15 protein-coding genes are annotated in these 17,909 nt (G+C 68.4%); 11 read left to right on the forward strand and 4 right to left on the reverse strand.

All coding sequences use genetic code 11. The annotated features are described in order from the left end of the window. Positions 1 to 64: 64 nt before the first annotated feature. From dnaE to VNR19_RS01620, 5 genes are all read left to right on the forward strand, one after another. The gene (gene dnaE / locus VNR19_RS01600) at positions 65 to 3,535 is read left to right on the forward strand and encodes a DNA polymerase III subunit alpha (protein WP_414684108.1); all 3,471 of its coding nucleotides are present in this window, start codon (positions 65 to 67) and stop codon (positions 3,533 to 3,535) included. A gap of 102 nt (positions 3,536 to 3,637) precedes the next feature. Next, positions 3,638 to 4,693: a hypothetical protein gene (locus VNR19_RS01605; protein ID WP_325723248.1), complete on the forward strand. Its 1,056-nt coding sequence runs from the start codon at positions 3,638 to 3,640 to the stop codon at positions 4,691 to 4,693. 82 nt (positions 4,694 to 4,775) lie between these two features. After that, positions 4,776 to 6,131 (forward strand): histidinol dehydrogenase, encoded by a 1,356-nt coding sequence (gene hisD, locus VNR19_RS01610; RefSeq protein WP_325723250.1) that lies wholly within the window; start codon positions 4,776 to 4,778, stop codon positions 6,129 to 6,131. A gap of 12 nt (positions 6,132 to 6,143) precedes the next feature. Beyond that, positions 6,144 to 6,626 (forward strand): transcriptional regulator NrdR, encoded by a 483-nt coding sequence (nrdR, locus tag VNR19_RS01615; RefSeq protein WP_325031852.1) that lies wholly within the window; start codon positions 6,144 to 6,146, stop codon positions 6,624 to 6,626. A 41-nt stretch (positions 6,627 to 6,667) separates the two neighbouring features. Further along, complete coding sequence (locus VNR19_RS01620; RefSeq protein WP_325723252.1) at positions 6,668 to 7,696, forward strand: quinone-dependent dihydroorotate dehydrogenase; 1,029 nt, start codon at positions 6,668 to 6,670, stop codon at positions 7,694 to 7,696. Between the two features lie 34 nt (positions 7,697 to 7,730). Here the strand turns inward: VNR19_RS01620 and VNR19_RS01625 are convergent, their stop codons facing one another. Continuing rightward, complete coding sequence (locus VNR19_RS01625; protein ID WP_325723254.1) at positions 7,731 to 8,324, reverse strand: DUF3043 domain-containing protein; 594 nt, start codon at positions 8,322 to 8,324, stop codon at positions 7,731 to 7,733. Between the two features lie 47 nt (positions 8,325 to 8,371). Between VNR19_RS01625 and VNR19_RS01630 the strand changes: the two genes are divergently transcribed. The 6 genes from VNR19_RS01630 (at position 8,372) to VNR19_RS01655 (ending at position 14,302) form a co-directional block, all read left to right on the forward strand. Then, the gene (locus VNR19_RS01630; RefSeq protein ID WP_325723256.1) at positions 8,372 to 9,766 is read left to right on the forward strand and encodes a dipeptidase; all 1,395 of its coding nucleotides are present in this window, start codon (positions 8,372 to 8,374) and stop codon (positions 9,764 to 9,766) included. 97 nt (positions 9,767 to 9,863) lie between these two features. Next, positions 9,864 to 10,229, forward strand: coding sequence for an iron-sulfur cluster insertion protein ErpA (erpA, locus tag VNR19_RS01635; RefSeq protein ID WP_325031848.1), 366 nt, complete (start codon positions 9,864 to 9,866; stop codon positions 10,227 to 10,229). Between the two features lie 182 nt (positions 10,230 to 10,411). Continuing rightward, positions 10,412 to 11,314, forward strand: coding sequence for an aa3-type cytochrome oxidase subunit II (ctaC, locus tag VNR19_RS01640; RefSeq protein WP_325031847.1), 903 nt, complete (start codon positions 10,412 to 10,414; stop codon positions 11,312 to 11,314). 2 nt (positions 11,315 to 11,316) lie between these two features. Further along, entirely contained in the window at positions 11,317 to 13,080 is a 1,764-nt protein-coding gene (gene ctaD / locus VNR19_RS01645; RefSeq protein WP_325723261.1) for an aa3-type cytochrome oxidase subunit I, read from the forward strand. After that, complete coding sequence (locus VNR19_RS01650; RefSeq protein WP_325723263.1) at positions 13,081 to 13,512, forward strand: cytochrome c oxidase subunit 4; 432 nt, start codon at positions 13,081 to 13,083, stop codon at positions 13,510 to 13,512. Between the two features lie 4 nt (positions 13,513 to 13,516). Then, a complete protein-coding gene (locus VNR19_RS01655; RefSeq protein WP_325723265.1) occupies positions 13,517 to 14,302 on the forward strand; it encodes a PP2C family protein-serine/threonine phosphatase in 786 nt (261 codons plus the stop codon). A 108-nt stretch (positions 14,303 to 14,410) separates the two neighbouring features. Here VNR19_RS01655 and VNR19_RS01660 read toward each other — a convergent pair whose 3' ends face one another. The 3 genes from VNR19_RS01660 to qcrA all read right to left on the reverse strand — a co-directional run bounded on the left by VNR19_RS01660 (position 14,411) and on the right by qcrA (position 17,898). Beyond that, entirely contained in the window at positions 14,411 to 14,833 is a 423-nt protein-coding gene (locus VNR19_RS01660; RefSeq protein WP_325723266.1) for a rhodanese-like domain-containing protein, read from the reverse strand. A gap of 159 nt (positions 14,834 to 14,992) precedes the next feature. Continuing rightward, positions 14,993 to 16,822: a cytochrome bc1 complex cytochrome b subunit gene (gene qcrB / locus VNR19_RS01665; protein ID WP_325723267.1), complete on the reverse strand. Its 1,830-nt coding sequence runs from the start codon at positions 16,820 to 16,822 to the stop codon at positions 14,993 to 14,995. Then, a complete protein-coding gene (qcrA, locus tag VNR19_RS01670; protein WP_325723268.1) occupies positions 16,819 to 17,898 on the reverse strand; it encodes a cytochrome bc1 complex Rieske iron-sulfur subunit in 1,080 nt (359 codons plus the stop codon). The genes qcrB and qcrA overlap by 4 nt, the downstream gene beginning before the upstream one ends. Between the last annotated feature and the right edge of the window lie 11 nt (positions 17,899 to 17,909).

Genomic DNA, 17,909 nt, shown 5'->3' on the forward strand with positions numbered 1-17,909 from the left:
CCATAGACTCGACGACGTGGCATCCGACTCCTTCGTTCACCTCCATGTGCACACCGAGTACTCGATGCTCGACGGCGCCGCGCGCATCGGCCCGCTCATCCAGGAGGCGGTCAAGCAGGGCATGCCGGCGATCGCCGTCACCGACCACGGCCAGACCTTCGCGGCGTTCGAGTTCTACAAGACCGCGAAGGACGCGGGCATCAAGCCGATCATCGGGATCGAGGCGTATGTGACGCCCGGCACGCACCGAGCCGACAAGGCCCGTGTGCGCTGGGGCACCCCCGAGCAGAGCGACGACGACGTGTCGGGGTCGGGCGCGTACACCCACATGACGCTGCTCTCCGAGACGACGGAGGGCATGCACAACCTCTTCCGTCTGTCGTCGCTCGCGAGCATCGAGGGCTATTACTTCAAGCCCCGCATGGACCGCGAGCTGCTGCAGAAGTACTCGAAGGGGCTCATCGCGACGACAGGCTGCCCCTCGGGCGAGGTGCAGACGCGTCTGCGCCTGGGGCAGTACGACGCCGCGCGTGCCGCGGCCGCCGAGTTCCAGGACATCTTCGGCAAGGAGAACTACTTCGCCGAGATCATGGACCACGGGCTCTCCATCGAGCGGCGCGTCATGAGCGATCTGCTCTCGATCGCGAAAGACCTCAAGATCCCGCTCGTCGGCACGAACGACCTGCACTACACGCACCAGCACGACGCGCAGAGCCACGCGGCGCTGCTGTGCGTGCAGTCGGGCTCGACCCTCGACGACCCCAAGCGGTTCAAGTTCGACGGCGACGGCTACTACCTCAAGAGCGCCGCCGAGATGAAGCAGGTGTTCCGCGACCACCCCGAGGCGATCGAGTCGACCCTCCTCATCGCGGAGCGCTGCGACGTCGAGTTCAACACGTCGGCGAACTACATGCCCCGCTTCCCGGTGCCCGAGGGCGAGACCGAGGAGTCCTGGTTCATCAAGGAGGTCGAGCGGGGCCTGCACGAGCGCTACCCGGACGGCATCCCCGACGAAGTGCGCAAGCAGGCCGAGTACGAGACCCAGGTCATCGTGCAGATGGGCTTCCCGGGGTACTTCCTCGTGGTCGCCGACTTCATCAACTGGGCCAAGCGCAACGGCATCCGCGTGGGTCCCGGCCGCGGTTCGGGCGCCGGCTCGATGGCGGCTTACGCGATGAAGATCACCGATCTCGACCCGCTCCAGCACGGTCTCATCTTCGAGCGCTTCCTCAACCCCGACCGCGTCTCGATGCCCGACTTCGACGTCGACTTCGACGACCGTCGCCGCGGCGAGGTCATCCAGTACGTGACCGAGAAGTACGGCGACGAGCGCGTCGCCCAGATCGTCACGTACGGCACCATCAAGGCGAAGCAGGCGCTCAAGGACGCGGGCCGTGTGCTGGGCTTCCCGTTCAGCATGGGGGAGCGGCTCACGAAGGCCATGCCCCCTGCCGTCATGGGCAAGGACATGCCGCTCGACGGCATGTTCGATCCGCAGCATCCGCGCTACAAGGAGGCGTCCGAGTTCCGGGCCCTGATCGAGACGGATCCCGAGGCGAAGACCGTCTACGACACGGCGGTGGGCCTTGAGAACCTCAAGCGCCAGTGGGGTGTGCACGCGGCGGGCGTCATCATGTCGAGCGAGCCGCTGATCGACATCATCCCGATCATGAAGCGCGAGCAGGACGGGCAGATCGTCACGCAGTTCGACTACCCCGCGTGCGAGGCCCTCGGCCTGATCAAGATGGACTTCCTGGGGCTGCGCAACCTCACGATCATCGACGACGCGCTCGACAACATCGAGGCGAACCGCGGCGAACGGCTCGTGCTCGAAGACCTGGGTCTCGACGACAAAGCGGCGTACGACCTGCTGGCGCGCGGCGACACGCTGGGGGTGTTCCAGCTGGACGGCGGGCCCATGCGGTCGCTCCTGCGGCTCATGAAGCCCGACAACTTCGAAGACATCTCGGCCGTCATCGCGCTGTACCGGCCCGGTCCGATGGGCGCGAACTCGCATATCAACTATGCGCTGCGAAAGACGGGCCAGCAGCAGATCACACCGATCCATCCCGAGCTCGAAGAGCCCCTCGCCGACATCCTCGACACCACCTATGGCCTGATCATCTATCAGGAGCAGGTGATGGCGATCGCCCAGAAGGTCGCCGGCTTCACGCTCGGCCAAGCCGACATCATGCGCCGCGCGATGGGCAAGAAGAAGAAGTCCGAGCTCGACAAGCAGTACGAGGGCTTCGAGGCCGGCATGAAGGCCAACGGCTTCAGCGAGGAGGCGATCAAGACCCTGTGGGACATCCTCGTCCCGTTCTCGGACTACGCGTTCAACAAAGCGCACTCGGCCGCCTACGGCCTCATCGCGTATTGGACCGCCTATCTCAAGGCGCACTACCCGGCGGAGTACATGGCCGCGCTCCTGACGAGCGTCGGCGACGCGAAGGACAAGCTCGCGGTCTACCTCAACGAATGCCGCCGCATGGGCATCAAGGTCCTCCCGCCCGACGTGGTCGAGTCGACCCGGTACTTCGCGGCCGTCGGCGACGACATCCGCTTCGGCCTCGGCGCGGTGCGCAACGTCGGCGCGAACGTCGTCGACTCGATCGTCGCAGCGCGTGCAGAGGCCCCCTTCACGTCTTTCCACGACTTCCTCGCGAAGGTGCCCGTCCACGTCGCGAACAAGCGCACGGTCGAATCGCTCATCAAGGCAGGCGCCTTCGACTCGCTGGGGGCGACGCGCCGGGCGCTCATGGAGATCCACGAGGACGCGACCGAGCAGGCCGTGCTCGACAAGCGCCGCGAGGCCAACGGAGAGGTGGGGTTCGACTTCGACTCGCTGTGGGGCGACGACGAGCCGCAGCAGACGCAGAAGGTGCCCGACCGTCCGGAGTGGACGAAGAAGGACAAGCTCGCGTTCGAGCGCGAGATGCTCGGGCTGTACGTCTCCGACCACCCGCTGGCGGGCCTCGAGATCCCGCTCGCGAAGCACGCCTCGATCAACATCCACGACCTGCTCGCGTCCGATGACCTGAGCGACGGCGACCAGGTCACGATCGCCGGCCTCGTCACGAGCGTGCAGCACCGCGTGGCGAAGTCGAGCGGCAATCCCTACGGCATGATCACCGTCGAGGACTTCGACGGCGAGGTCACGGTCATGTTCATGGGCAAGACCTACACCGAGTTCCAGTCGATGCTGCAGCCCGACTCGATCCTGGTCGTGCGCGGCCGCGTATCGCGTCGCGACGACGGTCTCAACCTCCATGCGGTGTCGTGCTTCGCCCCCGATCTCGGGGCCGTCGACGCATCCGGTCCCCTCATCCTGCAGATGCCCGAGCAGCGTGCGACCGAGTCCGTCGTGACAGAGCTCGCGAACGTGCTCGAGCGTCATCGCGGCGACACCGAGGTGACGCTGCGGCTGCACAGAGGCGGCACCGCGAAGGTCTTCGAGGTGCCGCATCCCGTGACGGTGACGGCAGACCTGTACGGCGAGCTGAAGGGTCTTCTCGGGCCGCAGTGCCTGGGCTGACCGACCCTCGCAGACATCGGCGTTGTCTCACGGAGGTCTCATCAGCCGTGAGTAGGATCGCAACCACGCGTCAGGACAGACGTCGTGCGGAAAGGGAAGATCGTGACAGACGAGCGCAGGCTTGACGAACGGAGCGAGACCACCGAGTACGAAGCAGCGGCTCAGGCCGACGCGACAGCCGACGGAACGAGTGCGGCCGAGTCCGAGCCTGTCGTGGGCGACGACGTCGGCGGCGCCGAGCTGCCCCCGCAGTACGGCGTGGGTCCGTTCTCGATCCGTGAGGTCGCGCTGGGCGTGGCTTGGCTGGTCGCCTTCGTGGTCTCGTTCTTCTCGGTCAGCAACCTCCGCTTCGAGTCGGTGTGGACCGCCGGGATCAGCTGGATCCTCACGATCGCGGTCCCGACGGTGGCGGTGTTCCTCATCGTCCTGCGGCGCCTCTCGCCCGAGGGCATCCGGCGTGTCGGCTCGCTCGGGATCGACCAGTTCGCGTCGGTGGCCTTCTCGGTCTCGGCCGTGGTGTGGCTCACGTGGATCTGGGAGACCGTGAGCATCGTGGCCCAGAACGGACCCTGGGTGCGGTCGTGGGTCATGTGGGTGTCGTTCGCAGCGATGCTGGCGGGCGTCGTGTTCACCGTGTTCGCGCCGCTCATCCCTCCGTTCTCGGAGGACTTCCGCGGCCGGCCCGAAATCGTCGCGCACAAGGTGGCGCGACCGACGCGCCCCGTGAGCAAGCGCCCCGCACACGAGCGGCGTCCGGCGGCTGAGGCGTCCCAGCCCGTCGGCGAGTACGCCCCCGCTCAGCCGTTCGGCGAGCCCGACACGTCCACCGCGGCGTACTCAGGCGGTGCGTACGGCCAGGCCGGGTACGGCGAACAGGCCTACGGCGGCGACGCGTACGGCTCGCAGGGCGCGGATGCCGCGCAGGATTGGGCGCCCGCCCAGTCCGCGCAGCAGACGTCGACGGTGCGCTACCAGGCGTTCTGGGCGCTCGTGCCCGAAGAGCGCGACGTCGTCGACGAGCGGGGCGTGCCGCTGTTCCGCATCGGCCCGACCGCGTGGGCGCTCGTGATCGAGGACCGCGGCGACACGTTCGTCGTCCGCCACGAGGACGGCCGCGTCGGCTATCTGCACGACGTCTCGGGTGTCACACGCGGCTGACCCGACACGGCGATCCGTAGGGCGCCCGCCCCGCGGGATCCGGTGCGCGGGAACGTCCAGTCACGCGCGCTAGCCTGGAACGATGCTCCGCACGATCGACCTGCGTGGCCGCACACCGACCCCATCCGAGCTCCTCGCCGTCGTTCCGCGCGCGACGGCGGCGCGCGAGGAGGCCCAGCACGCCGCGGCCGCCCTCGTCGCCGACGTCGGCCGCGAGGGCGAGCGGGCGCTCCGCGCGCAGGCCGAGCGGTTCGACCGAACGGTCGGTCACGACATCCGGGTTCCGCAGGAGCACATCGACGACGCGGTAGCCGCCCTCGACCCGCGCGTGCGTGCGGCGCTCGAAGAGGCCATCGCGCGCGTGCGGACGGCGTCGGCCGCGCAGGTGCCTCCGCCCGCGACGACCGAGCTCGCGCCGGGCGCCCGCGTCATGCAGCGGTGGCAGCCGGTGCGCCGCGTGGGTGTGTACGTGCCGGGCGGCAAGGCGGTGTATCCGTCGAGCGTCGTCATGAACGTCGTCCCCGCGCAGGTCGCCGGGGTCTCGGAGATCGCCCTCGCGACGCCGCCCCAACACGAGCACGGCGGACGCGCACACCCGGTGATCCTCGCCGCCGCGGGACTGCTGGGCGTCACCGAGGTCTACGCCATGGGGGGTGCCGGTGCGATCGGCGCCTTCGCGCACGGTGTGCCGGACATCGGCCTCGAGCGGGTCGACGTCGTCACCGGGCCGGGCAACAACTTCGTGGCGGCCGCCAAGCGCGTCGTCGCAGGACTCGTCGGGACGGATGCCGAGGCCGGCGCCACCGAGATCCTCATCGTCGCCGATGACTCGGCCGATCCGCGTCTCGTGTCGGCAGACCTCATCAGCCAGGCCGAGCACGACGAGCAGGCATCGGCCGTGCTCGTGACGACGTCGCCGGCCCTTGCGGATGCCGTCGCGGCCGACATCGCCGACCGTGCCGCGCGCACGCGCCACGCCGAGCGGATCGCCGCCGCGCTGTCGGGGCCGCAGTCGGCGATCGTCCTCGTGGACGACGTCGCCGCCGCGACGGCCTTCTCCAATGCGTACGCCCCCGAGCACCTCGAGCTGCACCTCGCCGATCCTCGCCCGGAGGAGTTCATCCACGCGGGTGCCGTGTTCGTCGGCCCCGATTCCCCGGTGAGCCTCGGCGACTACCTCGCCGGAAGCAACCACGTGCTCCCCACCGGCGGCCAGGCGCGCTACGCGTCCGGACTCTCGGCGGCGACGTTCCTGCGGCCGCAGCAGGTCATCGAGTACGACCACGACGCCCTCGCGCGCGTGCGCGACGAGATCGTGGTCCTGGCCGACGCCGAGGTCCTTCCCGCGCACGGCGAGGCGATCACCGTCCGCTTCGAGTCCTCCGAATCCGCCGAGCCGTCGGCGTCGGCGGAAGCCGCCGCCGCTCGTCGGGCGTAGTCTGTCGGTGCCATGCACTGCCCCTTCTGCCGCCACCCCGACTCGCGCGTGATCGACTCCCGTACGAGCGACGACGGACTCAGCATCCGTCGTCGCCGTCAGTGCCCGCAGTGCGGTGGGCGCTTCTCGACGATCGAGACCGCGAGCCTCAATGTCATCAAGCGCTCCGGCGTGATCGAGCCGTTCAGCCGCGAGAAGGTGATGTCGGGCGTGCGCAAGGCGTGCCAGGGGCGACCCGTGACCGACGGCGACCTGGCGGTGCTCGCCCAGAAGGTCGAGGAGACGGTGCGCCAGACCGGCGCATCGCAGGTCGACACGAACGAGATCGGCCTCGCGATCCTCGGGCCGCTGCGCGAGCTCGACGAGGTCGCGTACCTGCGCTTCGCGAGCGTGTACCAGGCTTTCGAGTCGCTCGAGGACTTCGAAGCGGCGATCGCGCTGCTGCGCGCCGACCACGCGTACGCCAGCGCCGCGGGCGACGACGAGACCGACTGACCCGCCGAGAGCGGGGGAGCGCGGCCGATAGCCTGGAGGGGATGTATCCCCTCCTCTTCCGCATTGTCCTGTCGCGCCTGGATCCCGAGCGCGCGCACCACTTGGCGATGGCGGTGATCCGGATGCTGGGGCTCCCGCCCGCGAGCTGGATCGCCCGCGCGCTGACGCGCCCCGATCCGTCCCTGCGCACGCAGGCCCTCGGGCTCACCTTCGACTCGCCCTTCGGTGTCGCCGCCGGCTTCGACAAGGACGTCGTCGGCGTGAAGGGGCTGTACGCGCTCGGGTTCGGTCACGTCGAGGTCGGGACCCTCACCGCGATCCCGCAGGAGGGCAATCCGCGTCCGCGGCTGTTCCGGCTGATCCCCGACCGGGCGGTCGTCAACCGCATGGGTTTCAACAATCGCGGAGCCGAGGCGGCCGCGACGCGCCTCGCGAAGCTGCGCCGGCGGGCGAGACGCCCCGTCATCGGCGTGAACATCGGCAAGAGCCGCGTCGTCGACGTGGCGGATGCGACGGCGGACTACGAGCGCAGCGCACGCCTGCTCGCGCCCCTCGCCGACTACCTCGTCGTCAACGTCTCATCGCCGAACACGCCCGGACTGCGAGGCCTCCAGGCCGTCGAGACGCTGCGACCCCTGCTGCAGGCGGTCAAGGACGCCTCCGGCCCGACCCCGCTGCTGGTCAAGATCGCCCCCGACCTGCCCGACGACGAGATCACGGGCATCGCCGCCCTCGCGGTCGACGTCGGGCTCGCCGGCATCATCGCGACGAACACCACGATCTCGCGCGACGGGCTCGCCACCGACCCCGCGGTCGTGGCCGCCGCGGGGGAGGGCGGCCTCTCGGGTGCGCCGCTGAAGAAGCGGTCGATCGAGGTGCTGCGGCTCGTGCGCTCGGCCGTGCCGGACTCGTTCTGCGTCGTGTCGGTCGGCGGAGTGGAGACCGCCGCCGACGTGCGTGAGCGGCTCGACGCGGGGGCCGACCTCGTGCAGGGATACACGGCGTTCCTGTACCGCGGGCCGCTGTGGGCGCGGCAGATCAATCGGGGCCTGACTTCCGCTCGCGCGTGAGGTGACGGATGCGCGGGGCGCGGCATCCGTCGAATCAGGACGGGTACTGACCGCGCGCGACCTGCGCCTTGGGCAGGCGCATGAAGCGCATCTGGATCGTCCGCATCGCGGAGTACCAGCCGAGGCCCTTCTCCAGGCGGTCCGCGCCGAACTTCGCGCGCGCGGCGCGCTTGACGCGGATCGAGGTGACGATCATGTCGCCGACGACGAAGAGGATGAAGATCCACAGGCCGATGAACGCGTAGTACTGGATCGCGGCCACCGGGATGAACGTCGCGACGATGACGAGCACCATCGCCGGCATGACGGCCTCGCCGAGGTGCCAGCCCGCGTCGACGAAGTCCCGCGCGAACTTGCGCTGCGGGCCCTGGTCGCGGGGCGGCAGGTACTTGGGGTCGCCGGCGGCCATGCCCTGACGGGCCTTCTCGCGCTGCGCTGCGAGCTCGGCTCGGGCGCGCGCCTTCGCCTCCTTCGTGTCGGCGACGAGGGGACGCTTGCGGGCGGCCTCGCGCTCGGCGCGCGTCGGGGTCGGGCGGCCCTTGCCCGAGGTTCCGCGCGCGGGCTCCCCATTGAGGACAGTGCCTTCTGAGGCTCCGTCGGATGCGGGTGCGGAAGGGGTTCTGGCCACGGCTGATCCTCGATCGTGCGGAAACGGGTGCCCTTAAGATTACCCGCATGACCTCAGAGAACTCCCGGCCCCAGGCTGTGCGCGAAGCGGCCGAGACGGGCATCCCGTCGGCCCTCGCAGACCTCGGCACGCTCGTGCGCATCCCATCGATCGCCTTCCCCGGGTTCGACCCGGCCGAAGTGCGCCGCAGCGCCGAGACCGTCGCCGGCCTCGCGCGCGACCTCGGGATCTTCGAGACGGTCGACGTGCGGCAGGCGGCGATCCCCGGCACCGACGAGCTCGGCATGCCCGCTGTGATCGCGACGCGGGCAGCGCGCAACGGGCGTCCCACGATCCTCCTGTACGCCCACCACGACGTGCAGCCCGTCGGCGACGAAGCGCTGTGGGACTCGCCCCCGTTCGAGCCGACGCTGCGCGACGGGCGGCTCTACGGCCGCGGCGCCGCCGACGACAAGGCGGGCATCATGGTTCACCTCGGCGCGCTCCGCGCGCTGAAGGAGGCGCTCGGCGACGACTTCGACCTCGGCGTCGCGCTCTTCTTCGAGGGCGAGGAGGAGGCCGGCTCGCGGTCGTTCGCGCAGTTCCTGAGCGACAACGCGGATGCCTTGAAAGCCGACGTCATCGTCGTCGCCGACTCGAGCAACTGGGACGCGAAGACACCCGCGCTCACGGTGTCGCTGCGCGGCAACACGCGCTTCACGATGCGGGTGCGCACGCTCGAGCACGCGTCGCACTCGGGCATGTTCGGGGGAGCGGTCCCCGACGCGATGATGGCGACCGTCAAGCTCCTCGCGACGCTGTGGGACGAGGACGGCGCGGTGGCCGTCGAGGGCCTCACCGAGCGCGATGCGCCCACGCCCGAGTACGGCGAGGACAAACTGCGCGATGAGGCGGGCCTTCCCGACGGGGTGTCGCCGATCGGCCGCGGCACGATCCTCAGCCGCTTGTGGAACAAGCCGTCGATCACCGTCACGGGCATCGACGCGCCGAGCGTCGCGAACGCCTCGAACACCCTCAGCCCCGAGATCTCGGTCGTCATCAGCGCCCGGATCGCACCGGGACAGCGCGCGGCCGACGCGTACGCCGCGATCGAGGCGCACCTGCGCGCGCACGCGCCCTTCGGTGCGCAGCTCGAGTTCACCGACCAGGACTACGGTGACCCGTTCCTCGTCGACACGTCGGGGTGGGCCGTGTCGGACGTCCGCGACGCCTTCCGCGACGCGTACGGCGCCGACCCGGTCGACATGGGCGTGGGCGGCTCGATCCCGTTCATCGCGGACCTCGTGCGCGAGTTCCCGGGTGCGCAGATCCTCGTCACGGGGGTGGAGGACCCGCACGGCAAGGCGCACAGCCCGAACGAGTCCCTGCACCTCGACACGTTCCGCAATGCGCTCGTGGCTGAGGCCCTGCTGCTGGAGAAGCTCGACGCGCGCACCCGTTGAGCGGAGTGCCGCGCGGCGGTTCCAGAGCCCTCTCACGTGCGGCGGGCGTAGAATCGCAGCATCCGCCGCGTCAACGCGGCCCGTCCGGAGGAGTGCCATGACCGACACCGCACTGTCGACCGATCAGATCGCGCGCGAGCACGGTGTGCTGCTCACCGACGCCGCGGCGCAGAAGGTGAAGAGCCTGCTCGAGCAGGAAGGCCGCGACGACCTGCGTCTGCGCGTCGCCGTCCAGCCCGGCGGATGCAGCGGCCTGATCTATCAGCTGTACTTCGACGAGCGGTTCCTCGAGGGCGACAAGACGGTGGACTTCGACGGCGTCGAGGTCATCGTCGACGACATGAGCATCCCGTACCTCGACGGAGCCACGATCGACTTCAAGGACACGATCTCGGAGCAGGGCTTCACGATCGACAATCCCAACGCGGCCGGCAGCTGCGCCTGCGGCGACAGCTTCCACTGAGCGGCTGACTCGAGAGGCCCGCGACCTGGTGTCGGGGCCTCTTCGTCGTGCCGTCGAAACGCCGGATTTCCGGGCATCCGCGACCCGCTGAGCGGGTGGATGCTGGGGACTTGGCCGGAATCGGCTGAGCGGTTGCCCTAGACTGGCCACAGTCACATTTCGCAACTCTGAAAGGTGCGCCCGTGCCGTCGAAACGCCGTCTTCGCTGGGCCCTGGTACCCGTCGGTATCGCCGCGGCCGTCGTGCTCGCTGGCTGCACGCCGACCGAGCTGAACGGCTTCCTTCCGGGCTTCGTCGAAGACGGGACGCCCGCGACCGATCGCACCGAGATGGTGTCCGGCCTGTGGACCAACTCGTGGATCGTGCTGCTCGTCGTCGGTGTGGTCACGTGGGGCCTCATGGGGTGGGCCGCGATCGCGTACCGCCGCCGCAAGGGTCAGGTCGGCCTGCCCGTGCAGCTGCGGTACAACATGCCGATCGAGATCTTCTACACGATCGTGCCGTTCATCCTCGTCATCGGGTTCTTCGCGTTCACCGCGCGTGACCAGACGATCCTCGAGACGCAGTACGACGACCCCGACGTGTCGATCACCGCGATCGGCAAGCAGTGGTCGTGGGACTTCATGTACGACGGCGAGGAGGAGGACAACTCCGACGCCGTCTGGACCATGGGCGTCCAGGCCAAGCCCGCGCCGAACGGCGACATCGACCAGGACTCGCTGCCGACGCTCTACCTGCCGGTCGACCAGACCGTCAAGATCAAGCTCCAGTCGCGCGACGTGATCCACTCGTTCTGGATCATCGACTTCCTCTACAAGAAGGACATGTACATCGGCAAGGACAACTACTGGTCCTTCACGCCGACACGAGAGGGTACGTACGCCGGCAAGTGCGCCGAGCTCTGCGGCGAGTACCACTCGATGATGCTCTTCAACGTCAAGGTCGTCAGCGAGGAAGAGTACGAGGATTACCTCGAGTCGCTCCGCGCCGCGGGGCAGACCGGCGACATCGACGACGCGTACGACCGCCTGCAGAACCTGCCCGGCACCACTGGTGAGGCGTCCGAGCACGAGGGAGACAGCTGATCATGGCCACGACGCTTCCGCTCCAGGAACCGACGCAGGGTCGCCCGACCACCCTGCCGCCGCGCCAGGCGGCGCTGCTCAGCGCCACGCGCGTCGAGCAGAAGGGCAACATCATCGTCAAGTGGATCACCTCCACCGACCACAAGACGATCGGCTACATGTACCTCATCGCGTCGGTGCTGTTCTTCCTGCTCGGCGGGGTGATGGCGCTCATCATCCGCGCCGAGCTCTTCGAGCCGGGCATGCAGATCGTGCCGACGAAGGAGCAGTACAACCAGCTCTTCACGATGCACGGCACGATCATGCTGCTGATGTTCGCGACACCGCTGTTCGCGGGCTTCGCGAACGCGGTGCTGCCGTTGCAGATCGGCGCCCCCGATGTCGCGTTCCCGCGCCTGAACGCCTTCGCCTTCTGGCTGTTCCTGTTCGGCTCGCTCATCGCGGTGTCGGGCTTCCTGACGCCCCAGGGCGCGGCCGCGTTCGGATGGTTCGCGTATCAGCCATTGGCGAATGCGACGTTCTCACCAGGCGCCGGCGGCAATCTCTGGATGCTCGGCCTCGGCATGAGCGGTTTCGGCACGATCCTCGGTGCCGTGAACTTCATCACGACGATCGTCACGATGCGCGCACCGGGCATGACCATGTGGCGCATGCCGATCTTCTCGTGGAACACGCTCGTCACGAGCATCCTGATCCTGATGGCCTTCCCGGTGCTCGCGGCGGCGCTCCTCGCGGCGGCCGCCGACCGCGTGCTCGGCTCGCACATCTATGACCCGGCCAACGGCGGCGTCCTGCTGTGGCAGCACCTCTTCTGGTTCTTCGGCCACCCCGAGGTGTACATCATCGCGCTGCCGTTCTTCGGCATCATCTCCGAGGTGCTGCCGGTGTTCAGCCGCAAGCCGATCTTCGGGTACAAGACGCTCGTCTACGCGACGATCGCGATCGCGGCGCTGTCGGTGGCGGTGTGGGCGCACCACATGTACGTCACCGGCGCGGTGCTGCTGCCGTTCTTCGCGCTGATGACGATGCTCATCGCGGTGCCGACAGGTGTGAAGATCTTCAACTGGATCGGCACGATGTGGAGAGGATCCGTGACCTTCGAGACACCGATGGTCTTCTCCCTGGGCTTCCTCGTGTCGTTCGTGTTCGGCGGTCTGACCGGCGTGATCCTCGCGTCGCCGCCGCTTGACTTCCACCTGTCGGATTCGTATTTCGTGGTCGCGCACTTCCACTACGTCGTCTTCGGCACGGTCGTGTTCGCGATGTTCGCCGGCTTCTACTTCTGGTGGCCGAAGTGGACAGGCCGCATGCTCAACGAGCGTCTCGGCTACGTGCACTTCTGGATGCTGTTCATCGGCTTCCACATGACGTTCCTCATCCAGCACTGGCTGGGCGTCGACGGTATGGTGCGCCGCTACGCGGACTACTCCGAGGCCGACGGCTGGACGTGGCAGAACCAGGTCTCGACCGTCGGTGCCATCATCCTCGGCGCGTCGATGATCCCGTTCCTGTTCAACATCTGGATCACCGCCCGCAAGGCGCCGAAGGTGACCGTGAACGACCCGTGGGGCTACGGCGCGTCGCTCGAGTGGGCGACGAGCTGCCCGCCGCCGCGCCACAACTTCACGTCGATCCCGCGCATCCGCAGCGAGCGTCCGGCGTTCGACCTCAACCACCCCGAGGCGGGTCTGCCGGTCGGCGTCGGGCCTGCGAAGGACGCACCCGCTGCACCCGTTGTCGACGCAGCCGAAGGAGAAGTGAAGTAGATGCGGACCAACGTCGGACTCTGGTGGGTCCTCAGCGCGTTCTTCTTCCTCGTCGCGGTCATCTACACGTGGTGGAACCTGGTCAACAACACCGGCGAGGTCGTCAATCGGATCGAGTGGGTCGGCACGATCGCGCTGCTGTTCACCTCGTTCATGTCGCTGCTCATCGCGTTCTACGTGAGCCGCGTGCACCGCGCACAGGGAGGCGAGCTCCCGGAGGACCGCCTCACGGCGGAGATCGATGACGGCGACCCCGAGCTCGGCGAGTTCAGCCCGTGGTCGTGGTGGCCCATCGTGCTCGCGTTCGCGGCCGCCATCGGAATGATCGGTCTGGCGGTCGGCACGTGGCTGATGCCGATCGGGATCGGCGTCTTCGTGGTCGCCATCGTCGGCTGGGTGTACGAGTACTACCGCGGCTACTTCGCGCGCTGATCACGTGCCGCTGCGGCTGAGCGCTGCCGCGGTGTCGGACGTCGGTCCGCACCGCGCGACGAACCAGGATTCTGCGTTCACCGCGCCCTGGGGCGCCGCTGTGGCGGACGGGGTCGGGGGAGGACCCTCGGGCGACCTCGCGTCGTCCGCCTTCCTGCATCGCCTGGTGGCCGGCGTTCGAGGACCCCTCGTGCTCGACGACTGGCTGCAACGCATCCGGATAGCCAACTGGGACCTGCGGGCGCACGTCGAGCACGACCCTTCGCTCGCCGGCATGGCGACCACGTTCACCGGCCTGCTCACGGCGCCCGATGACACGGTGATCCTCGCGCACACGGGGGACTCGCGCGCCTACCTCCTGCGCGATGGCGGGCTCACCCAGGAGTCGCATGACGACTCGCTCGTGCAGGTGCTGGTGGATCACGGTCTGATCGCCGAATCGGATGCCGCGACCCACCCGCAGCGGAACATCATCACCGCGTCCATGCAGGGGCGCGACGAGGACGTCATCGCGATCGTGTCACGCGTGTCGGACGTCGGAGACCGCTGGCTGCTGTGCAGCGACGGCGTGACGGACTACCTGACGGAGCGCGCACTCGCGCCGGTGCTCGCGACGGGCTCGCCCATGACGGCGGCGCGCTTGCTGGTCGAGCTCGCCATCCGCTCGGGCTCACGCGACAACATCACGGCGGTGGTGTGCGACGTCGTCCCTGACTCACTCGACCCGGGGTCACCGGAGTTCTCCGGAGCGGCCGCTGACCGCTTCCGTGAGGAGCTCGAATCGGCGTAACCGCACTCCTGGGGTCGTCCCGACCCGATACATCGCTCCATGGGGCGTGTGCGGCGTCTCAGAGCACTCGGCCGATCGGCGCGACGAGACTCCTGTGAAGCCCTGCGGTCACTCGGAGGCGACTCGCTCCCGCACGACCATGGTGAGCGGGTCGAACGTGCGGGGGAGCGCACCCTCGTCGTTCTCGGTGGGCTGGCCCTCGCGCACCCAGTACTCGTAGCCGCCGATCATCTCTCGCACGGCGTACCCGAGCTTCGCGAACTCGAGGGCGCCTTTCGTGCCGGCGTTGCACCCGGGGCTCCAGCAGTAGACCACGACGGGCATGTCCGCGGGGATCTCGCGCGGAGCACGCGTCGCAATCTCGCTGTAGTGCATGTGTATGGCGCCGGGGATGCGCCCCCGCGCCCATGCTTCATCGCTGCGCACATCCACCAGGATGAACCTTTCGCCGGCCTTCTGAGCGGCGTAGACGTCGGAGGGGTCCGTCTCGTGGGTGAGCTTGTCGGAGAAGTACGTGAGCGCATCGGTCATAGGGCCAGCCTACGGATGAACCCGTAGCGGCTCGCCGCCCGAGGCGCCACGTGACGCCGGATTCCTGCCGACGATGCTCCGACATGCCCGGAGAATTGGCGGATGCCCCGGCTCCCGCCTGAACAGGGGAGCCGGGGCATCCGGTTCGTGTCAGTTGACTTACTCGTCGCCGTTGTCGTCGCGCTTCTTCGACTTCTTCGGGTTCTCTTCGTCGACCACGATCACGTTCGACGGACGATTGGCCGTTTCGGTGTTGTGACCGTCGTCGATCGGCACGTGGGGAGCGTCGGGAACCCCGGCCCGCTCGTGAGCGGCCTGGATCTCGGCGTCCTCCTCGACCGCGATGTGGTCGAGGGTGTGGTGCTGGTGCTCGACCGCCGCCTCGATTTCGGCCTGCGTGAGCGGGGCGAGGCGGTCCTCGAAGAACCAGCGCGACAGAGCGGCGCGGAGGTTCTGGTGCCACGGGATGCGGCCGCGGGCGTTCGGGCGCACGACGAGAGGCTCTTCGACCTCGTGGCCGATCAGCTTCCACCGCTCGTACTCGTCGACGGGCTGGTGGACCTCGATGTACTCGCCGCCCGGGAGGCGCACGATGCGGCCCGACTCGTAGCCGTGCAGCGCGATCTCGCGGTCCTTCTTCTGGAGCGCGATGCAGATGCGCTTCGTGACGAAGTAGGCGATGATCGGGCCGACGATGAGCAGCGCCTGGAGGGTGTGGATGACGCCCTCCATCGTGAGCCAGAAGTGCGTCGCGATGATGTCGGACGAGGCAGCGGCCCACAGGACCGCGTAGAACGTGACACCTGCCGCACCGATGGCCGTGCGCGTCGCGGCGTTGCGCGGACGCTGCGCGATGTGGTGCTCGCGCTTGTCGCCCGTGATCCACGCCTCGATGAAGGGGTAGATGAGGACGAGCACGATGAACAGACCGAGCACCAGGATCGGCGCGATGATGTTGAACGACCACGTGCGGTCCAGGAAGACGAACTCCCATCCCGGCGGGACCAGACGCAGGGCGCCGTCCGCGAAGCCGATGTACCAGTCGGGCTGGGTTCCGGCGGACACGGGGGAGGGGTCGTACGGTCCGTAGTTCCAGATCGGGTTGATCGTGAACAGCGATGCGATGAGCACGATGACGCCGAACGTGATGAAGAAGAACCCGCCCATCTTCGACATGTAAACGGGCATCATCGGGTAGCCGACGACGTTGCTGTTCGTGCGCGCGGGCCCGGCGAACTGCGTGTGCTTGTTGATGACCATGAGCATCAGGTGCAGCACGAGCAGCGCGACGAGGATCGCAGGCAGTAGCAGGATGTGCAGCGTGTACAAGCGTCCGACGATCGCGGTGCCAGGGAACTCACCGCCGAACAGCAGGAACGACGTCCACGTGCCGATCAGCGGGATGCCCTTGATCATGCCGTCGATGATGCGCAGACCGTTGCCCGAGAGGAGATCGTCGGGCAGCGAGTAGCCGGTGAAGCCCTCGCCCATCGCGAGGATGAACAGGATGAAGCCGATCACCCAGTTCAGCTCGCGCGGCTTGCGGAACGCGCCGGTGAAGAACACGCGGAGCATGTGCACGCCGATGCCGGCCACGAACACCAGAGCCGCCCAGTGGTGGATCTGACGGACGAGCAGGCCGCCGCGGAGGTCGAACGAGATCTTCAGGGTCGAATCGAGAGCGGCCGACATCTCGACGCCGCGCATCGGGATGAAGGCGCCCGTGTAGTGCGTCGGCACCATCGAGGCCTGGAAGAAGAACGTCAGGAACGTGCCCGAGAGCAGGACGACGACGAAGCTCCACAGCGCGATCTCGCCGAGCATGAACGACCAGTGGTCGGGGAAGATCTTGCGGCCGAGCTCCTTGACGAAGCCGGACAGGCTGGTCCGCTCATCGATGTAGTTCGCGGCCGCGCCGACGAAGCGGCCGCCGAGCGGCTTCTCCTTGGTCTCCGCCTGGAACCGGGAGGTTGCGGATGCGGTACTCAATGGCGCTCCCAGAAGCTCGGGCCGACGGGTTCGGTGAAGTCGCTGCGGGCGACGAGGTAGCCCTCATCGTCGACCGTGATGGGCAGCTGCGGCAGGGGGCGTGCCGCCGGTCCGAAGATCACGGCCGCGCCGCGCGTGACATCGAACTGTGACTGGTGGCACGGGCACAGCAGGTGGTGTGTCTGCTGCTCGTACAGGGCGACCGGGCATCCGACGTGCGTGCAGACCTTCGAGTAGGCCACGATGCCGTCGTACGACCAGTCCTTGCGGTCCTCGGCCTCGACGAGCTGCTCGGGCAGCAGGCGCATGAGCAGCACGATCGCCTTGGCCTTCTCTTCGAGGTAGCCCTCCTCGTGGCTGAGCGCCGCGAGCGGTTCGGGGATCACGTGCATCGCCGAGCCGAGCGTGACGTCCGCGGCGCGGATCGGGGTGCCCTCGGGGTCGCGCGCGAGGCGCATGCCCTCTTCCCACATCGTGTGGGAGAGCAGGGCCACCGGGTCGCCGGCGACCGGGTTCGTCGGGCTGTTCTGCGGAGCGAGCCCGCGGAACAGCGCGATGCCGGGGACGATCGAGGCGATGAGCGCCGCGAACAGCGAGTTGCGGATCATCGCACGGCGGCCGAAGCCCGACTCCTCGTTCGCATCGGCGAAGGCCTTGACCGCCGCCTCGCGCGTCGAGTCACGGCCGCGCGTCGCGTGCCGGGGCTCGATGAACTCCTTGTCGGACATGACGGCCTTCGACCAGTGGATCGCGCCGATGCCGAGGGCCAGCAGCGCGAGGGCGATGCCGAGGCCGACGAAGAGGTTGTTGTTGCGGATGTCGGCGATCCGGCCGCTCTCGATCGGGAAGATGATGTAGGCCGCGACGGAGAAGATGCTCGCCGCCACCGACAGGTAGAACAGCGTGTAGATCGTCCGCACGGCGCGCTTCATCGCGGCCGGGTCCTTGTCGGTCATGCGCGCCCGGTGCGGCGGCAGGTCCGGCGTCTTCACGGGGTCGCTGACGGCGACCGCGAGCCCCGGTGAGGGCTTCCAGGAGGCCCTCTCGTGCTCGAGCGGGTCTTCCTCGTGTGCCATTGCTGTGTCCT

Source organism: Microbacterium sp. (assembly GCF_035556355.1).
Lineage (GTDB): Bacteria > Actinomycetota > Actinomycetes > Actinomycetales > Microbacteriaceae > Microbacterium.